The organism is Streptomyces sp. NPDC007025 (assembly GCF_042869455.1).
Lineage (GTDB): Bacteria > Actinomycetota > Actinomycetes > Streptomycetales > Streptomycetaceae > Streptomyces.
Genome location: NZ_JBIAFT010000021.1, coordinates 53,430 through 70,819, shown reverse-complemented (window position 1 = coordinate 70,819; position 17,390 = coordinate 53,430). Strand labels below are relative to the sequence as shown.

The 17,390-nt window shown below is 70.1% G+C and carries 20 protein-coding genes; 10 read left to right on the top strand and 10 right to left on the bottom strand.

Annotation, left to right across the window (positions count from 1 at the left end):
• Positions 1-1,130 precede the first annotated feature (1,130 nt).
• Positions 1,131-1,688 (top strand): replication/maintenance protein RepL, encoded by a 558-nt coding sequence (locus ACFYMO_RS31000; protein ID WP_384625587.1) that lies wholly within the window; start codon positions 1,131-1,133, stop codon positions 1,686-1,688.
• Positions 1,685-2,158, top strand: a complete 474-nt coding sequence (locus ACFYMO_RS30995; protein WP_384625590.1) for a helix-turn-helix transcriptional regulator — start codon at positions 1,685-1,687, stop codon at positions 2,156-2,158. Before ACFYMO_RS31000 ends, ACFYMO_RS30995 begins: the two co-directional genes overlap by 4 nt.
• A 306-nt stretch (positions 2,159-2,464) precedes the next feature.
• Here the strand turns inward: ACFYMO_RS30995 and ACFYMO_RS30990 are convergent, their stop codons facing one another.
• Both ACFYMO_RS30990 and ACFYMO_RS30985 read right to left on the bottom strand, forming a co-directional pair.
• Complete coding sequence (locus tag ACFYMO_RS30990) at positions 2,465-2,767, bottom strand: hypothetical protein (RefSeq protein WP_388550671.1); 303 nt, start codon at positions 2,765-2,767, stop codon at positions 2,465-2,467.
• A gap of 98 nt (positions 2,768-2,865) precedes the next feature.
• Positions 2,866-3,312 carry a hypothetical protein gene (locus ACFYMO_RS30985; RefSeq protein ID WP_388550668.1) on the bottom strand — a complete coding sequence of 149 codons (447 nt, stop codon included), beginning with the start codon at positions 3,310-3,312 and terminating at the stop codon, positions 2,866-2,868.
• A 51-nt stretch (positions 3,313-3,363) separates the two neighbouring features.
• Here ACFYMO_RS30985 and ACFYMO_RS30980 point away from each other — a divergent pair, with 51 nt between their 5' ends.
• The 3 genes from ACFYMO_RS30980 to ACFYMO_RS30970 all read left to right on the top strand — a co-directional run bounded on the left by ACFYMO_RS30980 (position 3,364) and on the right by ACFYMO_RS30970 (position 4,956).
• Positions 3,364-3,894: a hypothetical protein gene (locus tag ACFYMO_RS30980; protein ID WP_388550665.1), complete on the top strand. Its 531-nt coding sequence runs from the start codon at positions 3,364-3,366 to the stop codon at positions 3,892-3,894.
• Between the two features lie 163 nt (positions 3,895-4,057).
• Positions 4,058-4,327, top strand: a complete 270-nt coding sequence (locus ACFYMO_RS30975) for a hypothetical protein (RefSeq protein ID WP_388550662.1) — start codon at positions 4,058-4,060, stop codon at positions 4,325-4,327.
• A gap of 119 nt (positions 4,328-4,446) precedes the next feature.
• Positions 4,447-4,956, top strand: a complete 510-nt coding sequence (locus ACFYMO_RS30970) for a hypothetical protein (RefSeq protein WP_388550659.1) — start codon at positions 4,447-4,449, stop codon at positions 4,954-4,956.
• 128 nt (positions 4,957-5,084) lie between these two features.
• On the opposite strand, the gene ACFYMO_RS30965 is transcribed toward ACFYMO_RS30970, so the two are convergent.
• The 6 genes from ACFYMO_RS30965 to tap all read right to left on the bottom strand — a co-directional run bounded on the left by ACFYMO_RS30965 (position 5,085) and on the right by tap (position 8,996).
• The gene (locus ACFYMO_RS30965; RefSeq protein WP_388550657.1) at positions 5,085-5,345 is read right to left on the bottom strand and encodes a hypothetical protein; all 261 of its coding nucleotides are present in this window, start codon (positions 5,343-5,345) and stop codon (positions 5,085-5,087) included.
• Positions 5,342-5,647 carry a DUF6247 family protein gene (locus ACFYMO_RS30960; RefSeq protein WP_388550686.1) on the bottom strand — a complete coding sequence of 102 codons (306 nt, stop codon included), beginning with the start codon at positions 5,645-5,647 and terminating at the stop codon, positions 5,342-5,344. Before ACFYMO_RS30960 ends, ACFYMO_RS30965 begins: the two co-directional genes overlap by 4 nt.
• A gap of 77 nt (positions 5,648-5,724) precedes the next feature.
• Positions 5,725-5,961, bottom strand: coding sequence for a hypothetical protein (locus ACFYMO_RS30955; protein WP_388550654.1), 237 nt, complete (start codon positions 5,959-5,961; stop codon positions 5,725-5,727).
• On the bottom strand, positions 5,940-6,296 hold the full coding sequence (locus ACFYMO_RS30950; RefSeq protein WP_388550652.1) for a hypothetical protein: 357 nt from the start codon (positions 6,294-6,296) through the stop codon (positions 5,940-5,942). Before ACFYMO_RS30950 ends, ACFYMO_RS30955 begins: the two co-directional genes overlap by 22 nt.
• 14 nt (positions 6,297-6,310) lie before the next feature.
• Positions 6,311-6,868 (bottom strand): telomere-protecting terminal protein Tpg, encoded by a 558-nt coding sequence (tpg, locus tag ACFYMO_RS30945; protein WP_388550650.1) that lies wholly within the window; start codon positions 6,866-6,868, stop codon positions 6,311-6,313.
• Between the two features lie 4 nt (positions 6,869-6,872).
• Positions 6,873-8,996, bottom strand: coding sequence for a telomere-associated protein Tap (gene tap / locus ACFYMO_RS30940; protein WP_388550647.1), 2,124 nt, complete (start codon positions 8,994-8,996; stop codon positions 6,873-6,875).
• A 255-nt stretch (positions 8,997-9,251) separates the two neighbouring features.
• On the opposite strand from tap, the gene dksA reads away from it, so the two are divergent.
• The 4 genes from dksA to ACFYMO_RS30920 all read left to right on the top strand — a co-directional run bounded on the left by dksA (position 9,252) and on the right by ACFYMO_RS30920 (position 11,523).
• Entirely contained in the window at positions 9,252-9,695 is a 444-nt protein-coding gene (gene dksA, locus ACFYMO_RS30935) for an RNA polymerase-binding protein DksA (protein ID WP_388550645.1), read from the top strand.
• 236 nt (positions 9,696-9,931) lie between these two features.
• A complete protein-coding gene (locus ACFYMO_RS30930) occupies positions 9,932-10,144 on the top strand; it encodes a cold-shock protein (RefSeq protein ID WP_388550642.1) in 213 nt (70 codons plus the stop codon).
• Between the two features lie 380 nt (positions 10,145-10,524).
• Entirely contained in the window at positions 10,525-10,725 is a 201-nt protein-coding gene (locus ACFYMO_RS30925) for a hypothetical protein (protein WP_388550639.1), read from the top strand.
• A gap of 72 nt (positions 10,726-10,797) precedes the next feature.
• Positions 10,798-11,523, top strand: coding sequence for a leucine-rich repeat domain-containing protein (locus ACFYMO_RS30920; protein ID WP_388550636.1), 726 nt, complete (start codon positions 10,798-10,800; stop codon positions 11,521-11,523).
• A 154-nt stretch (positions 11,524-11,677) separates the two neighbouring features.
• On the opposite strand, the gene ACFYMO_RS30915 is transcribed toward ACFYMO_RS30920, so the two are convergent.
• Positions 11,678-12,154 carry a hypothetical protein gene (locus tag ACFYMO_RS30915; RefSeq protein ID WP_388550633.1) on the bottom strand — a complete coding sequence of 159 codons (477 nt, stop codon included), beginning with the start codon at positions 12,152-12,154 and terminating at the stop codon, positions 11,678-11,680.
• 27 nt (positions 12,155-12,181) lie between these two features.
• Positions 12,182-13,300, bottom strand: a complete 1,119-nt coding sequence (locus ACFYMO_RS30910) for a helix-turn-helix transcriptional regulator (protein ID WP_388550630.1) — start codon at positions 13,298-13,300, stop codon at positions 12,182-12,184.
• A gap of 1,463 nt (positions 13,301-14,763) precedes the next feature.
• Here ACFYMO_RS30910 and ACFYMO_RS30905 point away from each other — a divergent pair.
• A partial coding sequence (locus tag ACFYMO_RS30905) for a hypothetical protein (RefSeq protein ID WP_388550627.1) occupies positions 14,764-17,390 on the top strand: 2,627 nt, incomplete at its 3' end.

Below are 17,390 nucleotides of genomic sequence, written 5' to 3'. Positions count from 1 at the left end.
CCCGCGGAGCGGGATATGCCCCGGCAAGCCGGGGCATAGAGAAACGCATTGCGCAAGCGCAATGCGAATTCCGGCGCAAGCGCCGGAATAGAATTCCGCAAGCGGAATTTAAAAAGCGAAGCAATTCGCGCAAGCGCGAATTGCGAAGGGTCCCGCAAGCGGGACCCCCGAAGCTGGCTACGAGGGGAAGGTGCATCATGCGCGGGACTGTGTAGGGCTTGGGGTTCCCAGCCACCACCCCTGCAATGAGGGTGACGGGCCGTCGGCCCGATCGGGTGCCGGCCCCCACACCGCAGTGGCGGGCTCCGCTGCGCTCCACCCGAACCCCTCCCCCACCCTCGAAACCGGCCGCTCACGTTCACCAATACCCCGCCAGCATACACGTCAACCCGTTGCCGTGCGGCGGATTCCGTCACGCATTATCCGAGACTAGGAACGTGCACACGGTGTGATGCATCACCGGATCTACCTGTGTAGCGTTTGTGCTCCGAACGCGCCACCCCTAGCCCCGGCCATAAACTCACCTGCTGAATTAGATTTGCGCGGACTTGAATACCTCAGCCACAGAACGGAAGCCCGATATGGGAATGCCGGAATTCGGTGTGCGGAGGTACGTAAGCCGTTCGGCCGCCAGGCCGTACGGCGGAGCCCACCACTCACAGCGGCCACGCCTCCGTGCTTTTGACCGTCACGGCCGGTACAACCCGAGACGCAGCTTCGCTGGTGCACGCCTACGGTCCGCACCCGGTCCACGGAGCCGCACGCGAAGCCGCCTCAGTTCCGTCCGGGGGCCGACGCGCAGCAGCTGGCGGGCCGCTGGCGGATGGATCCGCGGCCTCCCCCGCCCGGCCGCAGCCTCGCCGCTGCATGGAGCGGCTGGAGGGCGCAGCGCGGGCCGTAGGGGGCCCGCCTCTAAAGATCAGATAGGCACAAGCCTCTGACCTGCGAAAACGCGCGCGATATATGCAGCCTGAGTGAATGGATCACGCCCGAGCGGGGCGGGTTGCATGCACGTAGGTGAATAGATCGTTCCTGTCCAGGGACACGCCCGTCGCGTGCATAGATCTCCTGCATAACATCGCAGATCTGCTATGTTATGCAGCCTTAACGATCATGGAGAAGGAGAGCCCGTGGCCCAGCCCTTGAGGCGCAGCGCGGAGGCGCCGGCGACCACGCCGCGGCTGGCCCCCGCTCCGCCGCCCGCCGAGTCCGTCAATGGCATGGAGTCGGCCCAGCAGCTGGTCAGCAGCCTGGAGAGGCTGGCCAAGCGCGGCGGCACTTTCACGACGAAGGACCCGGTCAAGCCGTACGTCTTCTACGGCAAGGGGCACTTGAGCATGTCCCAGGTGATCGAGGACAACCTGTGGAAGTTCGACCTGAGCGCGATGTCGCGGAACGTCTTGGACTACCTCAAGACGCACCACGACAAGGAGGGCCTGGTGGAGATGACGCAAAGCGGCCTGGCGAAGAAGTACGGCTGCTCGCAGTCGAAGATCTCCCGCGCCGTCGGTCAGCTCAGCCACCACAACTTCACCTGGAGGGAACGGCGCGGTGTGTACCGCCTGAACCCGCTCTACGCTTACCGGTGGGGCAGCGACAAGCAGCTGCGTCTGGTGAAGTCGCTCAAGAAGACCCTGGTGCAGCACGAGATCACCATCCCGACGGTGAGGAACGAGGCCACGCGATGAGCTCCGCTTCCATCCCTGGTTTCCACAATCCGGAGATCTTCGAGGTCCTGCCGAACGCTTGCCTGTCCCCCACGGCCCGGGACGTCTTCGACGTGCTGACCTCCCGCCAGGAGCCGGGAGGCCTGGTCAAGATCCGCCAGCAGGAGCTAGCCGAGCGCCTCGGGCTCACCCAGTCCGTGGTCTCCCGGGCCATCAGCCAGCTGCGCGACAAGGGCATCATCAGCGAGCGGCAGCGCCGTGGCGAGGTCCTCATCCACCCGCTGCTGGCCGGCTACGAGTCGCTGACCCACATGGTCAACCACCTCAAGGCGCCCGACACGTTCGTGTGGCCGCTGAACTTCCCGACCGGCGACATCCGCCCGCCGCGCGCCCGGGACGCCCGCATCGGGACAGACTTCGACCCGGACCCCGACGGCGGCGAGGACGCCCCGCTGCCCGACGCACCGCCCGCCCTGCGACTGGCCGGATGAGCCCCGGCTCCCGCCCCGCCACCGTCACGGCGCCCATCCCACCGGGAGGGCGCCGTCGTCGTTCCCGGCCGCTGTGCTGCAGAACGGCAGCGCCACGGCGGCCGGCCCACTCACGTCCCGGCACCGAGTCGCACCCCGACGCGCTGCATGCAGCAGCTGCATAGATCTTTTGGCCTGCTGCACGAGCAGCGCCCTTCTCCCGGCCCATGCAAATGCTGCGCTGCACCCCGAAAACGGCCCTGCTACACCCGACGTCCACCACCAGGAGCACGAGCAGCACCCGAGTAGCAGCACCAGGAGCAGCGGCTACAGCACCGTCCCGGCCAGGGCCCGGCGGTCACCGGTCAAGGCGTAGCGCCGGGCAGCGAGCCCGTGGTCGAGGGGCTCGCCGATCTGCTCGCACAGCAGCGCCAGGACGTCGGCGGCCTCGGAGTCCGACAGGTACGCCGGGGCGACTTCGAGCATCAGCGCCCCGATCGCGTGGCTGCTGGTGGCGAGGTCGACGACGGCGCGCAGCGCGGCGACGGTCAGGTCTGCCGGCGGATCGGCGGGCGGTGGCGTCGGGGCGGTGCGGACATCGCGGACGGCCTGGCGGACGACGGCGCGCACCGCGGCCTCATCGAGGGCCTGCAGGCCGCTGTGGGCGAGTGCGGCGAGTCGGCGGGTGATGATCTCCGCGACGGTGTCCGTACGGCCGGAGACGGCGATCAGGGCCCGCTGGGACAGGCCGTAGTCGAGCGCGGCCGCGGCGCCCGGGTCGGTGTCTCGCGTGCGAGACAGCTCGGGCCGGCGGCGACCGCGCCGTGGATCGCGGCGAGCGCGCGGGCGACATCGAGGAGCCGGTACGCCTGGGCGCGGCTGATGCCGAACTCCGCGGCGCAGTACGACTCCCAGCTGGAGTGCCCCAGAGGCAGCCAGACGCGGGCGGCGTGCGCGTCGCGGACCCGGGCGGCGAGGACCGCCACGGAGCGCCGGACGTCGTCCATCGCCTCGCGCAGCCCGGCCGTCATCTCCCGGGCGCGGGCCTCGCTCAGCGGCGGCCGCGCCGGTTCGGCGCCGTGCTCCTGGTCCTCGTGCTGCTCGCCGACGTCTCCATCGTCCTTCGGGCCGGCGGGCACCACCAGGGCGCCGCGCGGGAGCACGGGCGCGGGCACGGGGCCGGCGCCTTGGCGGTACGCAGGCCGGGCGGGATCGTTGAGCCGGGTATGGAGCTGCCGGAGCGGGTCGAGGTGCTGTCGGACGCGGCGGTCGAGGTGTGGGAGGCCGTGGCCAAGGGCGGCTGGTCGGCGTCGGCGGCGTCGGACACGCTGGCCACCGTGGACGCCCTGGTCGACACGCTCGCCCGGCTCGGGCCGCAGTTCGCCGGGGCGTTGGCACCCGCGCGCGCCGCGACCGCAGCGGCCCGCGCCCTCCTGGCGGGCTCGAAGGACGGCCGCGAGCTCCCCGGCCTGGAGAGCGCGTCCCGGCCGGTGGCGGGTCCGGTGCCGGCGGGGCGGCACACCGTTCCAGAATTCTGGAACAGCCGGAACATGGTGGTGGCCGAGCAGCTGTGGTGGGGCGAGCAGGAAGGCCGGGGCGGGCCACTGGCGGACATGTTCGCCGCGCTGCCGCCCCGCGCCATGGAGGAGGCGGTGACCCGGCGCCTGGACGGCGAGGTCTGGCAGCAGGTGCTGGAGGACCTGACCCGCCGCCACGCAGTCCGCACGGGCCCGTCTCACAGCCTCACACCCTCATAGTTCACCGCGTCTACCTGGGGAAACGCCCTATGAGCCTCCTACCCTCACAGCGTGACACCAGGCGCGGGGCGGGTCTATCACGCTGATCCGCGACGGCGGGCGCAGACCCGCCGAACGACGCGAGAGGGGCCCGGTGTCGGGGATCGAGCGGGAGCCGGCGGAGGTGCGGATACCCAAAGCGGCGCTGGACGCCTTCGCCGTGGCGCTGAGCGTGCGCACCGTGGCGATGCGGAAGTGGCCGAACGACGGCCTGGAGTGGATGTACCCGGTGGGCACGTGGGAGGAGGCACACCGGGAGGTCGCGCTCCTGCCCGGCGGCGAGGAGGTCTGGCTGCGGATGTCCACCGACCGCTCCAGCGTCGCCGTGTGGACCATCGAGCAGTGGTGGACCTTCTCCGGCGAGCTGCCCGGCGCGACACCGCCCCCGGCCTGAACCGCGGATCGGCCGGCGCACGGACGGCAGAGGTCGGCGTGGCCCCGGCGGACCCCGGTCGTTGAGCACCCGGCCGCCGATCACGCCGTGGCCGCTGACCGCCGAGCGAACGAGGACCGATGCCGAACAGGCCGCCGTACGACCCGACCTACGGCTTCGACCACGCCACCCGGACGGTGCGCGTCCATCACCACGACCTGGCCCGGCTGCTGCTGATGTTCCGCTCGCTGATGCGCGAGTCGCAGAAGCCGGGCTCGTGGGAGCACATGCACGACTACGACCTGTCCTTCGAGCGCCTCGCGGATGCGGCCGACGCCGCCGCGGAGATCGTCTATGGCAAGAAGTGGACGGGGCCTGATCTGCGAATGCGCTGCACCACGACCGAGCCGGTCTACGATTGGCCCGAGGGCGCCCCGTACGACGGGGAGGCAACGTTCACCTGGAAGGTGCCGGGCTACGGCTCACACGCCTCCGAGGACGACCAGGTCCAGCACTACTCGAACACGGCGCTGTGCGGGTTCAGCTGGGCGAAGGGCGACCGCCCGCGCCGGGTGAAGGGGCTGCCGGAGTGCCCGGAGTGCCGGCGGGAGGTGCAGCTCGGTGCCGAACGGCCCCGCGGAGCCTGGTGACAACGGCCGGGCGGATACCCGTTGCCACCGGGTGGCAACGGGTGGATACGGCGGTGGCTACGATGCGCAGCGGCCCGGCCCCGGCCCCGGCAGCTGCAATGCCGGGGCCGGGCCGTTGTCAGGGGTGGCTACCCGAGCCAGACGATGTTCAGGACCGTCAGGCTGCGCAGGTGCCGGTTGACCCAGAAGGTGACGGAGAGCTGGCCGACGGCCGCGTAGCGGACGTCCTCGCCCTCGTCGTCGTCGCTGTCGAACTGCCGGAAGCCAAACGGGTCGGCGGCGGCCGTGGCGAGGATGTCCCACACGGTGTCCGCCGCGTGCTCGGGCAGGGCGTCGAGGACCTTGGCGGCCGGGGCGGAGACGCGGACCGCGTACGGCGACGGGCTCACCGGCGCCGTACGCGGAGCTCCGCCAGGTCGACGGCGTCGCTGTCGTCGTAGCCGGAGGCGACGAAGGCGTCGACGGCCGGGGCGTGCGCGATGCGGCCCTGCCAGTCCTGGACGACCTCGTACAGCCCGGCCAGGGAGAACGTACGGCGGCTCTCCTCGAGGGCGGCCGCGTAGTCCCGCTCGAAGGCCGGCACCCACCGGTCCGCGCGCTTGTCAGCGCGCAGCTGGGCGAGGAGTTCGGCCGGCGCCCCGGGCGCGGGGGCGTAGGCGGTGACGGGTGCGTGGTCGGGCTGCGCGCTCATCTGGTCCTCCCGGCGGGTCGTCACCTCACGGTACGCGCGCTCGGTGGCCGTGGATGCGGGCATGGACGGATCCCCTCCTACTGGGTGCGCAGGGTGCGGGCGACGGCCTGGGCGTGCTCGCGCAGCGGGTGGTCGTGCTTGTCCCAGGTGGCGGCCACGTAGTTGAGGAGTTCGGCCGTGGCGCGCTCCGAGTCGCTCGGGTCGTTGGCGAGCAGCTTGTCGGCGGCGAGGGCGACGTCGACGGCCGGGGTGGACAGGTCTTCCGGGGCGAGGGCGTTGCCGCGGTCGACGTTCAGGACCAGGAGGTGGCGCACCTGGTTGCGGGACTGGATGGCGGTGGTGTCTTCGCGCGGCGAGTCCGCATCGGCGGTGAGACGAAGCCGGGGTGGTTGAGGATCGCCGCGGCGATGGCCTCGGTGAGCACCGGCTCGGGCAGCAGGTCATCCTCGGTGGGCTCCGCCTCCTTGAAGGTCAGCGTGTAGTTGATGCCGGCCTCGGTGGTGAACCACACCGTGTCGCCGCCGGGGTCGGCGTCTGCGGCCGCGAAGTGCGGGCTGCGGCGCAGCGCGTCGGCCACGCGGACCGGGTCGTGGTCGGCGTCGAACAGCGGGCTCTTGTCGCGATCGATGGGCGGAAATTCAGCGGTCACGCTTTCGCTCCTACTTAGTAGTCCAGGTCCAAATAGTCGATGTCGTTGATTTCCACGTCCGACAGTCCCATAGCGCGACCGCCGCCGTCCTGGAAATACACTTCTTTGAATCCTTCGGCGATGATTCCGCGCATCTGCTGGTCGCCAGCCCCGGCCTCGCGGGCGTCGAACAGGCGCTGCGCGTAGGACGCGGGAAGGTGCACGGTCAGGCGGCGGAAGCGTCCGTCGTCGGTGGTGCCGACGGGTGCGGTGTAGCCGAACCGGGCCCGGGTCTCCACCGTGATCCCGCCGGTGGTGGCGGCCTGCTTCTGCCGACGCCTGCGCACCAGCGGCTGCCACCGCTGCCGTACGGCCTCATCAATCTTCGCGGCGACGTCGGCCCGGGCGTGCTTGCGGGCGCCGCGCCGGTAGCGGTTGACGGAGTCAGCGGTGACCCCGATCTCGGCCGCGACGGCCTTCGCGCTGCCGAACTGCTTGAGCAGGAACCCGATCTGGCCCTTCAGCGTCTTGGGCGGGTCCCTGGTGAACGCCTCCCGGTCGGCACGCTCGATGGCGTCCTCGATCTCTCCCACGGCCCTACTCCCCTTCGTCCAGTACGGCGTCGCCGCCCTTGATGTGGCGGGCCGGGTTCAGCCCCTTCTCCATCAGGTCCACCGCCCACGCCATCGGCTGGACGCCCTCCAGCTTCGCCAGGCCGGGCGTCGGGCCGAGGCGGAAGCCGCCGGGCTGCGGCTTGCCCGAGGCGGCGTAGGGCAGGAAGTCCAGCGGGCTCGCGCCCGGGGAGGGGTAGACGACGCAGTCGGAGAGCACGGCGAGCGGGAACAGCCCGGTCATCTTCGCCATGTTGGTCAGCTTGCGGTGCATGTTGACCCGGGCCTTGGAGATCACGGCGGCGCGGATGTCCGGGCGCCAGGTCGGGCGCTCGAGGGCCGGCCACCGCTCGCCTTCCTTGTAGTGCCTGCCCTGGGGGCGCTCGCGGAGCTTGCCGACGCCGCCCTTCACCGTGGCCTTGATGGCCGCGAGGACGGCGGCCAGGGCCGGGTCGGCCTGCTTGTGCTGCTCCATCGCGGCGAGGAACTCGACGTCGGACAGGTCCTTGGTGACGCCGAGGTCGGAGAGGGTGTCGACGTAGGCGTTCTTGAGGCGGTCGTGCCAGGGGTCCAGGTATGCGCCGGTCTCCCTGCGCAGGTACGCCTCGATGGGGGCGACGTTGTGGCCGAGTTCCTGGGCGTAGGCGACGGTGTGTGTCTGGTACCAGGCCGGGCCCGTCGGCCGGGAGCCGTCCGGGGTGAACGGCGAGGGCAGGCGCGGGTCCAGCTCGATGTGGGAGAGGTCGACCAGCCAGCTCCCGGGGATCTTCGGGTTGAACTGCGGGGCGTCGAAGTGGTCGGGCGCGGACAGGCCGACGACCAGGCGGGCCGCGGCCGCCAGGAACGCCGTGTTCAGGTCCAGGCCGACCGCGTGCGGCAGCAGGCACTCCTCATCGGACAGCGTGTCCACCGGCCGCACCCACTGGTACGCCTCCTCGTTGAGGAAGCCACCGGTCCAGCCGGACTGGACGACGACCGGGTGCTCCGCGGTGGCCTCCGGCGGGGCGGGGTCCATCGGCTCGGTGCCCAGCGAGCCCGGGTTGTGGCCGGGCACCCAGTTCCCGGTCGCTTCGTCCCGCACGGCGCGCGTGGGCGGGCGCAGCGCGGTCATCAGCTCCAGACCCGAGACGGCCGTGGATCCGCGCGGGGTGATGACCCGCTGGGCGTACACGCCGAGGACGCGGGCGATGTCGGCCGGCTCCATCTCGCTCACGCCGGGCCAGGACCGCTCATCGAGGGCGTCCCAGGGCAGGATCACCAGCTGCACGCACTGCCGCTCGCGGCCCTGCGCCTTGCGGTAGATCCGCGCCCACGGCCCGAACCCGCGCTGGGTGAGCTGCCACTTCGCCTTCGCCACCTGCTTGACGACCGGGTGGTCCTCCGGCAGGCGCAGGCCGCGCCGGTCCTCCAGGCGCTCGGGCAGCCCCAGCTTCACGGCCGCCGTGGAGGTGAGGACGATGAGGGGATCGGCGTCCTTGCCGTGGCGGTGCAGCTTCGGAGCACCGAGGCCGGACTCGCGCAGTGTCCACTCCACCAGCTCCACCACCGTGGTCGCCGGGCAGTCCAGCACGATCCCCTCGGCGCCGTAGGCGGAGCCGTCGCCGTCGAGGACGGCCAGCGGTCCGTGCGGGAAGCGCGGGTCGAGGGCGGGCGCGGCGGCCTTCTTCGCCGCCGGGCGCCGGGACGACGCCGCCGGGCGCGCGGCCGGGTGGGCGGGGCGCTCGGGCGCGGCCGCCGGGGCGGCCGGCGTGGCAGTCTCCGGCTCGGCCGGGGCGGCCAGGCCGGTGAGCGTCTCGGGCGCCTCCGGCTGCGGCGCGGCGGCCGGAGCCGGGGCGGGTGCGGGTGCGGCGGGGGCGCCGCTGGCGGGGTACTTCGCCGCCCAGCCCTTGAGGAGTCGCTGGTAGGCCTCCAGGCGCGGAGACTTCGGCTCGGAGCGGCCGTTCTCGTAGTTCTTCACCGTCTGCGTCGACGTTTTCAACGCGACCGCGAGCCGGGCCTGGGTGATACCGGCGGCTTCGCGCAGCCGGGCACGCTCCGCCGGAGGCGGGAGCTGGGGCTCCTCCTCCAGCAACGCGTCGATGTTCGCGAACAGCTCTTCTTCGGACGCCATGTCGATCTCCCTTCGCACCCCAACCCTAGCAAATCTTATCCTGAAATTTAACCCATTCTTTAACTCTATCGAGACTAGTTTCTGGCCGGTGTGGCCGTCCGGCGCGTGTCCTCTGACACGCGATCTTGACCGTTTACCAAGTGATCTTGACCGCTGGGTCGTGTCTCTTTGGCGGTGGCTCCGTTAGCGCTGGGACTGTCAATCGATCGGCCAGTCATGCCGAGCGGTCGATCCGGGCCCAGCACAGGAGGAACGTTGACCACCGAAAAGGCCAAGACCGGGCAGACGATGCACGGAGTCGAGCCGTACCAGGAGACCCGGGGTGAGGAGTACATGGGCGAGCCCATGCGCAAGCACTTCGCCAAGCTCCTCAACGCCTGGAAGCTGGAACTGATGACCAGCGTGGATCGGGCCGTTGAGGACATGAAGGAGGAAGCGGCGAACTTCCCCGACCCGGTGGAGCGGGCCGGCCAGGAGGAGGAATTCGCTCTGGAGCTCCGCAACCGTGACCGGGAGCGGAAGCTGATCAAGAAGATCGACAAGACCTTGGACAAGATCGGAGCCGAGGAGTACGGCTGGTGCGACGCCTGCGGGATCGAGATCGGCCTCCGTCGCCTGGAGCAGCGCCCCACCGCTGATCTCTGCTTCGACTGTAAGGAGATCGCGGAGAAGAAGGAGAAGACGGTCGGCAAGGGGTAGGCAGCCCTGCCGGGCGTCATGCACGGGTCCAGACTTCCCTTTTGCCCGTAACCCTCGGTGAGAACAGTCGACCTCTGGCAGTCGATCTTGACCGTTTGCCAGGTGAGTCTGACCGGTTGGCTCCGATCCCTTCCAGTGGCGGTGCCTATCCCAGGTTCCCGTCCTCCTGTCGGTGATGATCAGTTCACCGGGGCGTCATGCGCGTCCGGCCACAATCGGCGATTCAAGGAGTGGACATGGCGGAGCGGCAGAACGGCGTCGTGAAGTGGTTCAACGAGGAAAAGGGATACGGCTTCATCACCCCGGAATCCGGCCCGGACCTGTTCGTGCACTTCAGGGCGATCCAGGGGAACGGTTTCAAGAGCCTGAAGGAAGGCCAGAGGGTGTCCTTCGTTGCTGTGCAGGGCCAGAAGGGCATGCAGGCGGACGAGGTCCAGCCGGAGGGCTGAGTACCGACCGGGCGTCAAGGTCACTTGGCAATCGGTCAAGATCGCCTGGCAGAGGACAGCGCGGGTTCTGGCTCACACCTCGGGCTCACACCTCACAGGCTTCGCGTACGAGGCGATCACCTTGGAAAACGCGGTGTGAGGCTCATAGAAGGCAGACCGAGTTCCCGAGAGTGTCGTCTGCCACGGGGAGGTCAGTGGTTCTGCCATGAGGCGTGTCAGCGTCGTCGGCGTCGGTGAGGCGGAGGCTGTACCGGACGTCGTCGGCCAGGACGGCGGTGCCGTCGTCGGCGCGGACCAGGAGGCACCCTCTACAACCACATCCCCGACCTCAAGGAACTGCGGACCTCCCGCGTCCTCACCCAGCTCGAAGGGAGCGGCCGGTGATCCCCGCCCCGTACCGCATGAAGGGGGCCGCCCCCGTCCTGGGCGCCCGCACCGCCGGGGAGACCGGGCCCTTCGGGCCGTACGGCGGCAAGACCGAGACGACGTCGACCAGTCGGATCAAGGTGAACCGGGCGACAGCCTCCTACCGCCTCGCCAGCACCCGAGCACGTGCCGAGGAATCGGCCAAGGCCGGCTGAACTTGTCTTAACTGCCTGCTGGACCCGAGATCCCGGACGAGAATCGGAGCCCAGGAGGATTGATGAAGGGGGATGGCCGTGAGGCATGCGCTGAACCTGTGGCGCCAAGAGCTCGGAGAGGTGCCCGAGTCGGTCTGGCGACAGACCGAGCTCCGCGTGCTGATCCTCGCGGACAACGGACTGACGGCCCTCCCTCCAGACATCGGGCAGCTTCACCAGCTGAACACCCTGGACCTGGGCCACAACGCGCTGACGTCGGTGCCCGAAGAACTCGGCAAGCTGACCGAGCTCAGCGACTGCCTCTACCTCCACGACAACCAGCTGACACGACTTCCAGACTCTCTGGGAAACCTGACCCGGTTGCGCTACCTCAACGTCGGTGAGAACTCCCTCACCACCCTGCCGGAGACCATCGGTGGGATGAGCGGCCTCATCGAGCTCAGGGCGCAGCACAACCGGCTCACCACCTTGCCCAATGCCATCGGCCAGCTCCACAACCTGCGTGAGCTATGGCTCCGGGGGAACGCGATCGAGCACTTGCCGACGTCGGCCACCGGCCTGCGCGAACTACGCCACCTGGACCTACGCGAGAACTCCCTGGACGTGGTGCCGGAGTCACTGGCCGGCCTCCCGCGCCTGCGTCAGATCGACCTGCGGAGCAACCGCCTTGTCCAGCTTCCTGACTGGCTCGCCCTGATGCCATCGCTGGAGAAGCTGGATCTGCGTTGGAACGAGGTCGATCCCTCGCTAGCACTCCTCAGCGAGCTGGAGCGGCGGGGGTGCGTCGTCCTGGCGTGACAGAGACGACACCTCACCAACCAGGATCGCGCGACTGACACATCACGTGGCAGAACCACTGTCACCTCCGTGGCAGACGACACGTCCCTGGCACGGTTATCCAGGGCCCAAGGCGGGCCGGTTCGGGGAACTGGCCGTGGCGCCCGAGCGGGGGTCAGGCCGTTCGGGGTGCTGTACTGCGTGCCGGGTCTTGGGGGCATCGGGACTCGCGCCGGAGCGGCCGGGCTTTTGCAGCAGGGGCTGTGGTGGGGTGGTGGGAGAGCCACCAGCGCACGGTGTGCAGGTCGATTCCGGTGATTCGGGTGATCTGGTCCGGGGTGTAGCCGAGGGGGCGTCGGAGGACCAGGACGTCGTAGACCGGTCGGGAAATCGCGGTGGTGGGGTGAGGGACCCGGTCGGTGAATATGCGCCATGCCTGGGCGGTCAGGTCGCGTTGGGTCAGCAGGCTGCGCCAGTGCAGGGCGAGGTCTCCCAGGGCGCGGGCGACGGCGTCGGGGGCATGGTGGTGCGCGGCGAAGCGCTCGTAGGCGGGGTGGTGGAGGAGGCAGAAGGCTTCGAAGTCGGGGGGCAGCGCGAGGCGTGGTGGTGTGGGGCGCGGCGGGGAGGGGTGGGTGCAGTGCGCGGTGGGCATGCGGGGCCTCGGTGAGGTGGAGGGGTGTCAGCAGAAGGGGGCCAGGGGGATTCGCGCGGGGGCGGGTGGTTCGGTGCGCGTGTTCGGGGTGTGGGCGGCGGTCTCCCACAGGGGGCGGACCATGTCGGGTTGGCCGTGCAGTGCGAGGACGAGGTGCTTGACGACGTGCCAGGCGGGGACGTGTGCGCCTTCGAGCAGGCCGGAGATGTCGGCGTAGGTGAGGGTCGGGCTGGCGGAGCGGATGGTGGCGGTGGGCGGGCGGCAGGCGGCCAGGTACAGGCCGCGCAGCACGGTGTGGAGGGTGCCGTCGAGGGTGCGGCGGGGGGTGGCGTGGAGGCTGTCGTGGGCGGCTTGCCACAGGGGGCGGATGTCGTCGGTGCTGCCGTCGCAGGCCGTGACCAGGGCTGTGGTGACCTTCCAGGAGGGGAAGCGGTTGCCTGCCAGGATGCGGGAGACGTGGGAGCGGGAGACGCCGGCTGCCCGGGCCAGGGAGGCGACGGTACGGCTGGCATCGGACCGTAAGAGGCAGGAGAGGGCTGTGTTGAGCTGGGAGAGGGCTTTGTTCCCGGTGTCGGCGCGGTCGGCGTCCTTGCCGGTGTCCGGGGCGGGCGGCTTGCCGGTCTGGCGGGGACGGGACGCGGAGTCGCCCGTCTCGTCCCCGGCCCCGGTGGCCTGCGGGGGCAGGAAGCGGCGGGCGCGCGCCTCGATGCGGCGGCTGCGGCTGCGCATGCGGCCGTCGTACCGGTCCTCGGGCCAGTCCCTGCTGATCCGGGAGGCGTTGATCTCCCATGCCTCGGCGATCCGCGCCTGGGGGATGCCCCGGTCCCGGGTCACCTGCACCAGGCAGGTGCGCAGGTCCCGCAGCTCCTCTTCCGCGGAATGAACGCGGCGCAGCAGGTGGGTCCACGCCTCGTCGGTGATCTCGTGGGAGAGCTGTTGGTGCAGTGCGGCGCTTTGGCGCTTCAGCGCCTCGGCCACCTGTCTGGTCTGCTTGAGGTGTTCTTCGTGGGTGTCCCTGTCGGAGTTGCCGCGGGCGTTGCGGGCCGCTTTGCCGCACGTGTTGTCGCAGTACTGCCGGGGTCGTCCGTGTCCGGACTGGGTGAGGGCGGCGCCGCAGTTCTCGCACTTCTCGGGGCGGGGTTTCATTCCTGGGTTCGTCCTTCGGGATCCGGTCCGCTTTCCGGAACCGGAGACGCTGGTTTGCAATTACGGACGCACGTGGTCGGGCGCGCGCGTCGTCGTCAGGAAGAGGTGTTCCCGGCGTGCCGTGCGCGCCGGGCGGGGTCCCCGTCTCCCCGCCCGGGCGCCCGGCGGACGCGGGTCTCAGGCGTGGGTGGCCTTGCTGAACTGCCGGTAGGCGATGAAGCGGAACACCGAACCGCTGCCGGCCGCCGCGGCCAGCGCGGTGGCGGCGGCGGTCTGGCCGGCCGTCATGTCCGAGGCGATGGCGAGACCCAGGATGGCCAGGGCACACAGGGGGGCCAGCCGGACCGTGACTTGGAGAGCACACCCCAAGTGCGTTTGGCCAAGGCGATTTTGCGAGATGCTACGGTCATGGCGCCCGGTTGGCATTCGGATGGCCGCCGGGTGCTGGTCAGGGAGCATGAGACCTCCTTGATGGACAAATGTTGACGAAGTCCCCCGGGCCGGGCTGCAATTCGTCCCGGGGGTACTTCATGCGCGGCACGCTACATCGTGACCGAGACGACCTACACCTTGACAGTCGGTAAATATCAACACCGGCAATCCGCCTCGAACCGTCATTCGAAAATGACGGAACCCGTGTCAGGTTTGATCGCTCCCGACGGAAAGCTTCCGCTTTTCTCTCGACATCGAGCGACCAAGCAGCGCCGGGAAGACGGCTCGGGATCGCGCACCCCGCGAAGCGGCTGCACCAGGCCGACTCCGGGCGTCGGAGACATCCGGCCCCACCGACTCTGGTTCACACGTGGCCGAAAAGCTTGACTGCCTGGCCGCGCGTCGCACCGACCCCGTCGCGGCTCCCTCCGCTGGGGAGTACGGAGGGTGGAGCAGGCCAGAAGTAGATGACGCGCACGACCGTGACGGTCAGCACAGCGGCACCGCCGCAGCAGCGTACGACAACGTCGCTGACAGTTGCCTCGCAGCGATCGGGCCGTCCACGACCGGTGCTTCGTTACTGTGCCCACGCCACCCACGGCCCGCTCGACATCAAGGGCCTTTGAATGTTTTGCAGGTCAAACGATTGATGCAGGTTCAGGTACGTGAACCCCCTGCGCGTCAGGCCGTGGCCGTGTGGCTCAGGGACCACGGCCTGACGCTGCCAAGGTCGGTGTGGGAGCTCAGGTGAGGTGGTCCAGGAGCCAGGCGACGACGGGGCGGAAGATGCCGGAGACGGCACCGCGCAGGGCTGCTCCGGCCAGGGCAAGGCGCTCGCGACGGGTCAGACGCGTGCGGGGCATGACGGCCTCCACAGGGAGTGGGGTGGGTGGATAGGGCAGCCGGCCGGCTTGCTGCCCAATCTCAGGCACCTGCGAAGATCGACTCCGAGTTGCGACGGGCCGTCACCAAGGACGAGCATCAGTGCCGTTCAGACCATGGCGGGGGGCGGGTTCGGGGACGATGATGCGATGAGTGGCGACACCGGGGGCGGCCGACCGGGCCTGAAGGAGAGCGCGAAGCGACAGCGGCCACTGAAGCGAGCACGGGTGGGATGGCCGCCGGCCCTGCGCCAGCTCAAAGAACTGCTGTACGAGGTGTATCTGGCGGCGGGCACTCCCAGCCTGGATGAGATCACCGAGGACATCGCCGACAGCGACGGCCTGGACGGGGCACCGAGCCGGGACACAGTCCACCGCATCATCTCCGACAGCGAACGACCCGGGCAGCAGGCCGACGTGGTCGCCGTGACCTGGGTGCTCGCCCGCCGAGCCGCCTGGGACGCATCCGATCTGACAAAGCGCGTGCGTGAGCTGTGGGTACACGCCCGGATGGCGCAGGGCGCCGGGCGCCCGATCGGAGACCTCCGGGGCAATGCCCAACTCCTCCTGGACGGAGGACTCGGAATCCATCCGGCCCTGGACACCGAAGGCGCCCGCGACCGGTTCGGGATCCTCCCCGCCTATCTCCCGCGGGACCACGACGCCCGCCTGAAAACGGTGGTCGAGACCGCCGTGGCCGGGCGCAGCGGGATCGCAGTCTTGGTGGGGGGATCGTCCACGGGCAAGACTCGCGCCCTGTGGGAGGCGGTCACCGCGGTGCCGGATGACTGGCGGCTGTGGCATCCCCTCACTCCCACCGCCCCTGATGCAGTCCTGGCCGCATTGCCGGAGATCGCCCCGAAGACGGTGGTGTGGCTCAACGAGGCCCAGCACTACCTGGGCCCGGATCCGCTCGGTGAGCAGGTCGCGGCGGGCCTGCGGGAGCTGCTCACCGATCCGTTGCGGGCACCCGTACTGGTTCTGGGCACCCTGTGGCCGGGGCACTGGGACACCCTGATCACTGGCGACCGGCATCCCGGTGCCCGCGCGCTACTGGGCGGGCACAAGATCGACGTGCCGAAGGCCTTCACCCCGGCTGACCTGGCTGCGCTTGAGGCCACCGACAATGCCGACCCCCGCCTCACCCAGGCATTCCAGCACGCAGACGATGGGCAGGTCACCCAGTACCTGGCCGGCGTGCCCTACCTGATGGACCGCTATCACGCGGCCGAGGGCGCCACCCGGGCCCTCATCCACGCCGCGATGGACGCCCGCCGCCTGGGCGCCGGCCTCCACATCCCGTTGGACTGGCTCGCCGACGCCGCCCTGGGCTACCTCTCCGACACCGAGTACCACGCTCTCGACGACGACTGGCTGCCCCAGACCCTCACCTACGTCACCACGCCCTGCAACGGCATCCCCGGCATCCTCACCCCCGTCAACACCAGCGGCCCGCGCAACAAGCGCACCCGCCCCCAGCCCGCCCCTCCTCCGCAGGGGCCGCGTTACCTGCTGGCCGACTACCTCGACCAGCACGGCCGTCACCACCGTGCCGAGACCATTCCGCCCATCGACTTCTGGACCGCGGCCGCCCACCACGCACACTCCACTGACCTGGCCGCGCTCGGCGACGCCGCCTGGAACCGCGGCCTGTACCGCGACGCCGCCCAACTCCACAAGAACGCCACCACCCACGGCATCCCATACGCCGCCGCACACCTCGTCAGACACCTACACACCGTGCACCCCGACGACCCCCGCCCCGCCCAATGGGCTGCCGCCCACGCCTCCCTCGGCAACCCGTCCGCCGTCGTCCTACTGCTGGAGGCCCTGTGGGAGGCTGGCGCGAGTGAGCAGGCCAGTGCCCTGGTCGAGCGGGTTGCCGCGCACACACCTTTCGATGACCCGTTCGCCGTCGCCCGACTGCTGGAGGCCTTGCGGAAGGCCGGCGCGGATGCACAGGTCAGAGCCGTGGCCACGCAAGCTGCCGCGCACACACCCCTCGGCAACCCGTCCGCCGTCGACCTACTGCTGGAGGCCCTGTGGGAGGCTGGCGCGAGTGAGCAGGCCAGAGCCTTGGTCGAGCGGGTTGCCGCGCACACCCCCCTCCACGACCCGCTTGACGTCGCCCGACTGCTGGAGGCCCTGCGGAAGGCCGGCGCGGATGCACAGGTCAGAGCCGTGGCCAAGCGGGCTGCCGCGCACACACCCCTCAATGACCCGTTCGACGTCGCCCAACTGCTGGAGGCCCTGCGGAAAGTCGGCGCGGATGCACAGGTCAGAGCCGTGGCCAAGCGGGCTGCCGCGCACACACCCCTCAATGCCCTAGACGCCGTCGCCGAGCTGCTGGGCGCGCTGTGGGTGGTCGGCGCGGGTGAGCAGGCCAGAGCCTTGGCCGAGCGGGCTGCCGCGCACACACCTTTCGATGACCCGTTCGCCGTCGCCCGACTGCTGGAGGCCCTGTGGAAGGTCGGCGCGAGTCAGCAGGCCAGAGCCTTGGTCGAGCGGGCTGCCGCGCACACACCTCTCGATGACCCGTTCGCCGTCGCCCGACTGCTTGGAGCCCTGCGGAAAGTCGGCGCGGATGCACAGGTCAGAGCCGTGGCCACGCAAGCTGCCGCGCACACACCCCTCAATGACCCGTCCGACGTCGCCCAACTGCTGGAGGCCCTGCGGAAGGCCGGCGCGGATGCACAGGTCAGAGCCGTGGCCACGCAAGCTGCCGCGCACACACCCCTCAATGACCCGTCCGACGTCGCCCAACTGCTGGAGGCCCG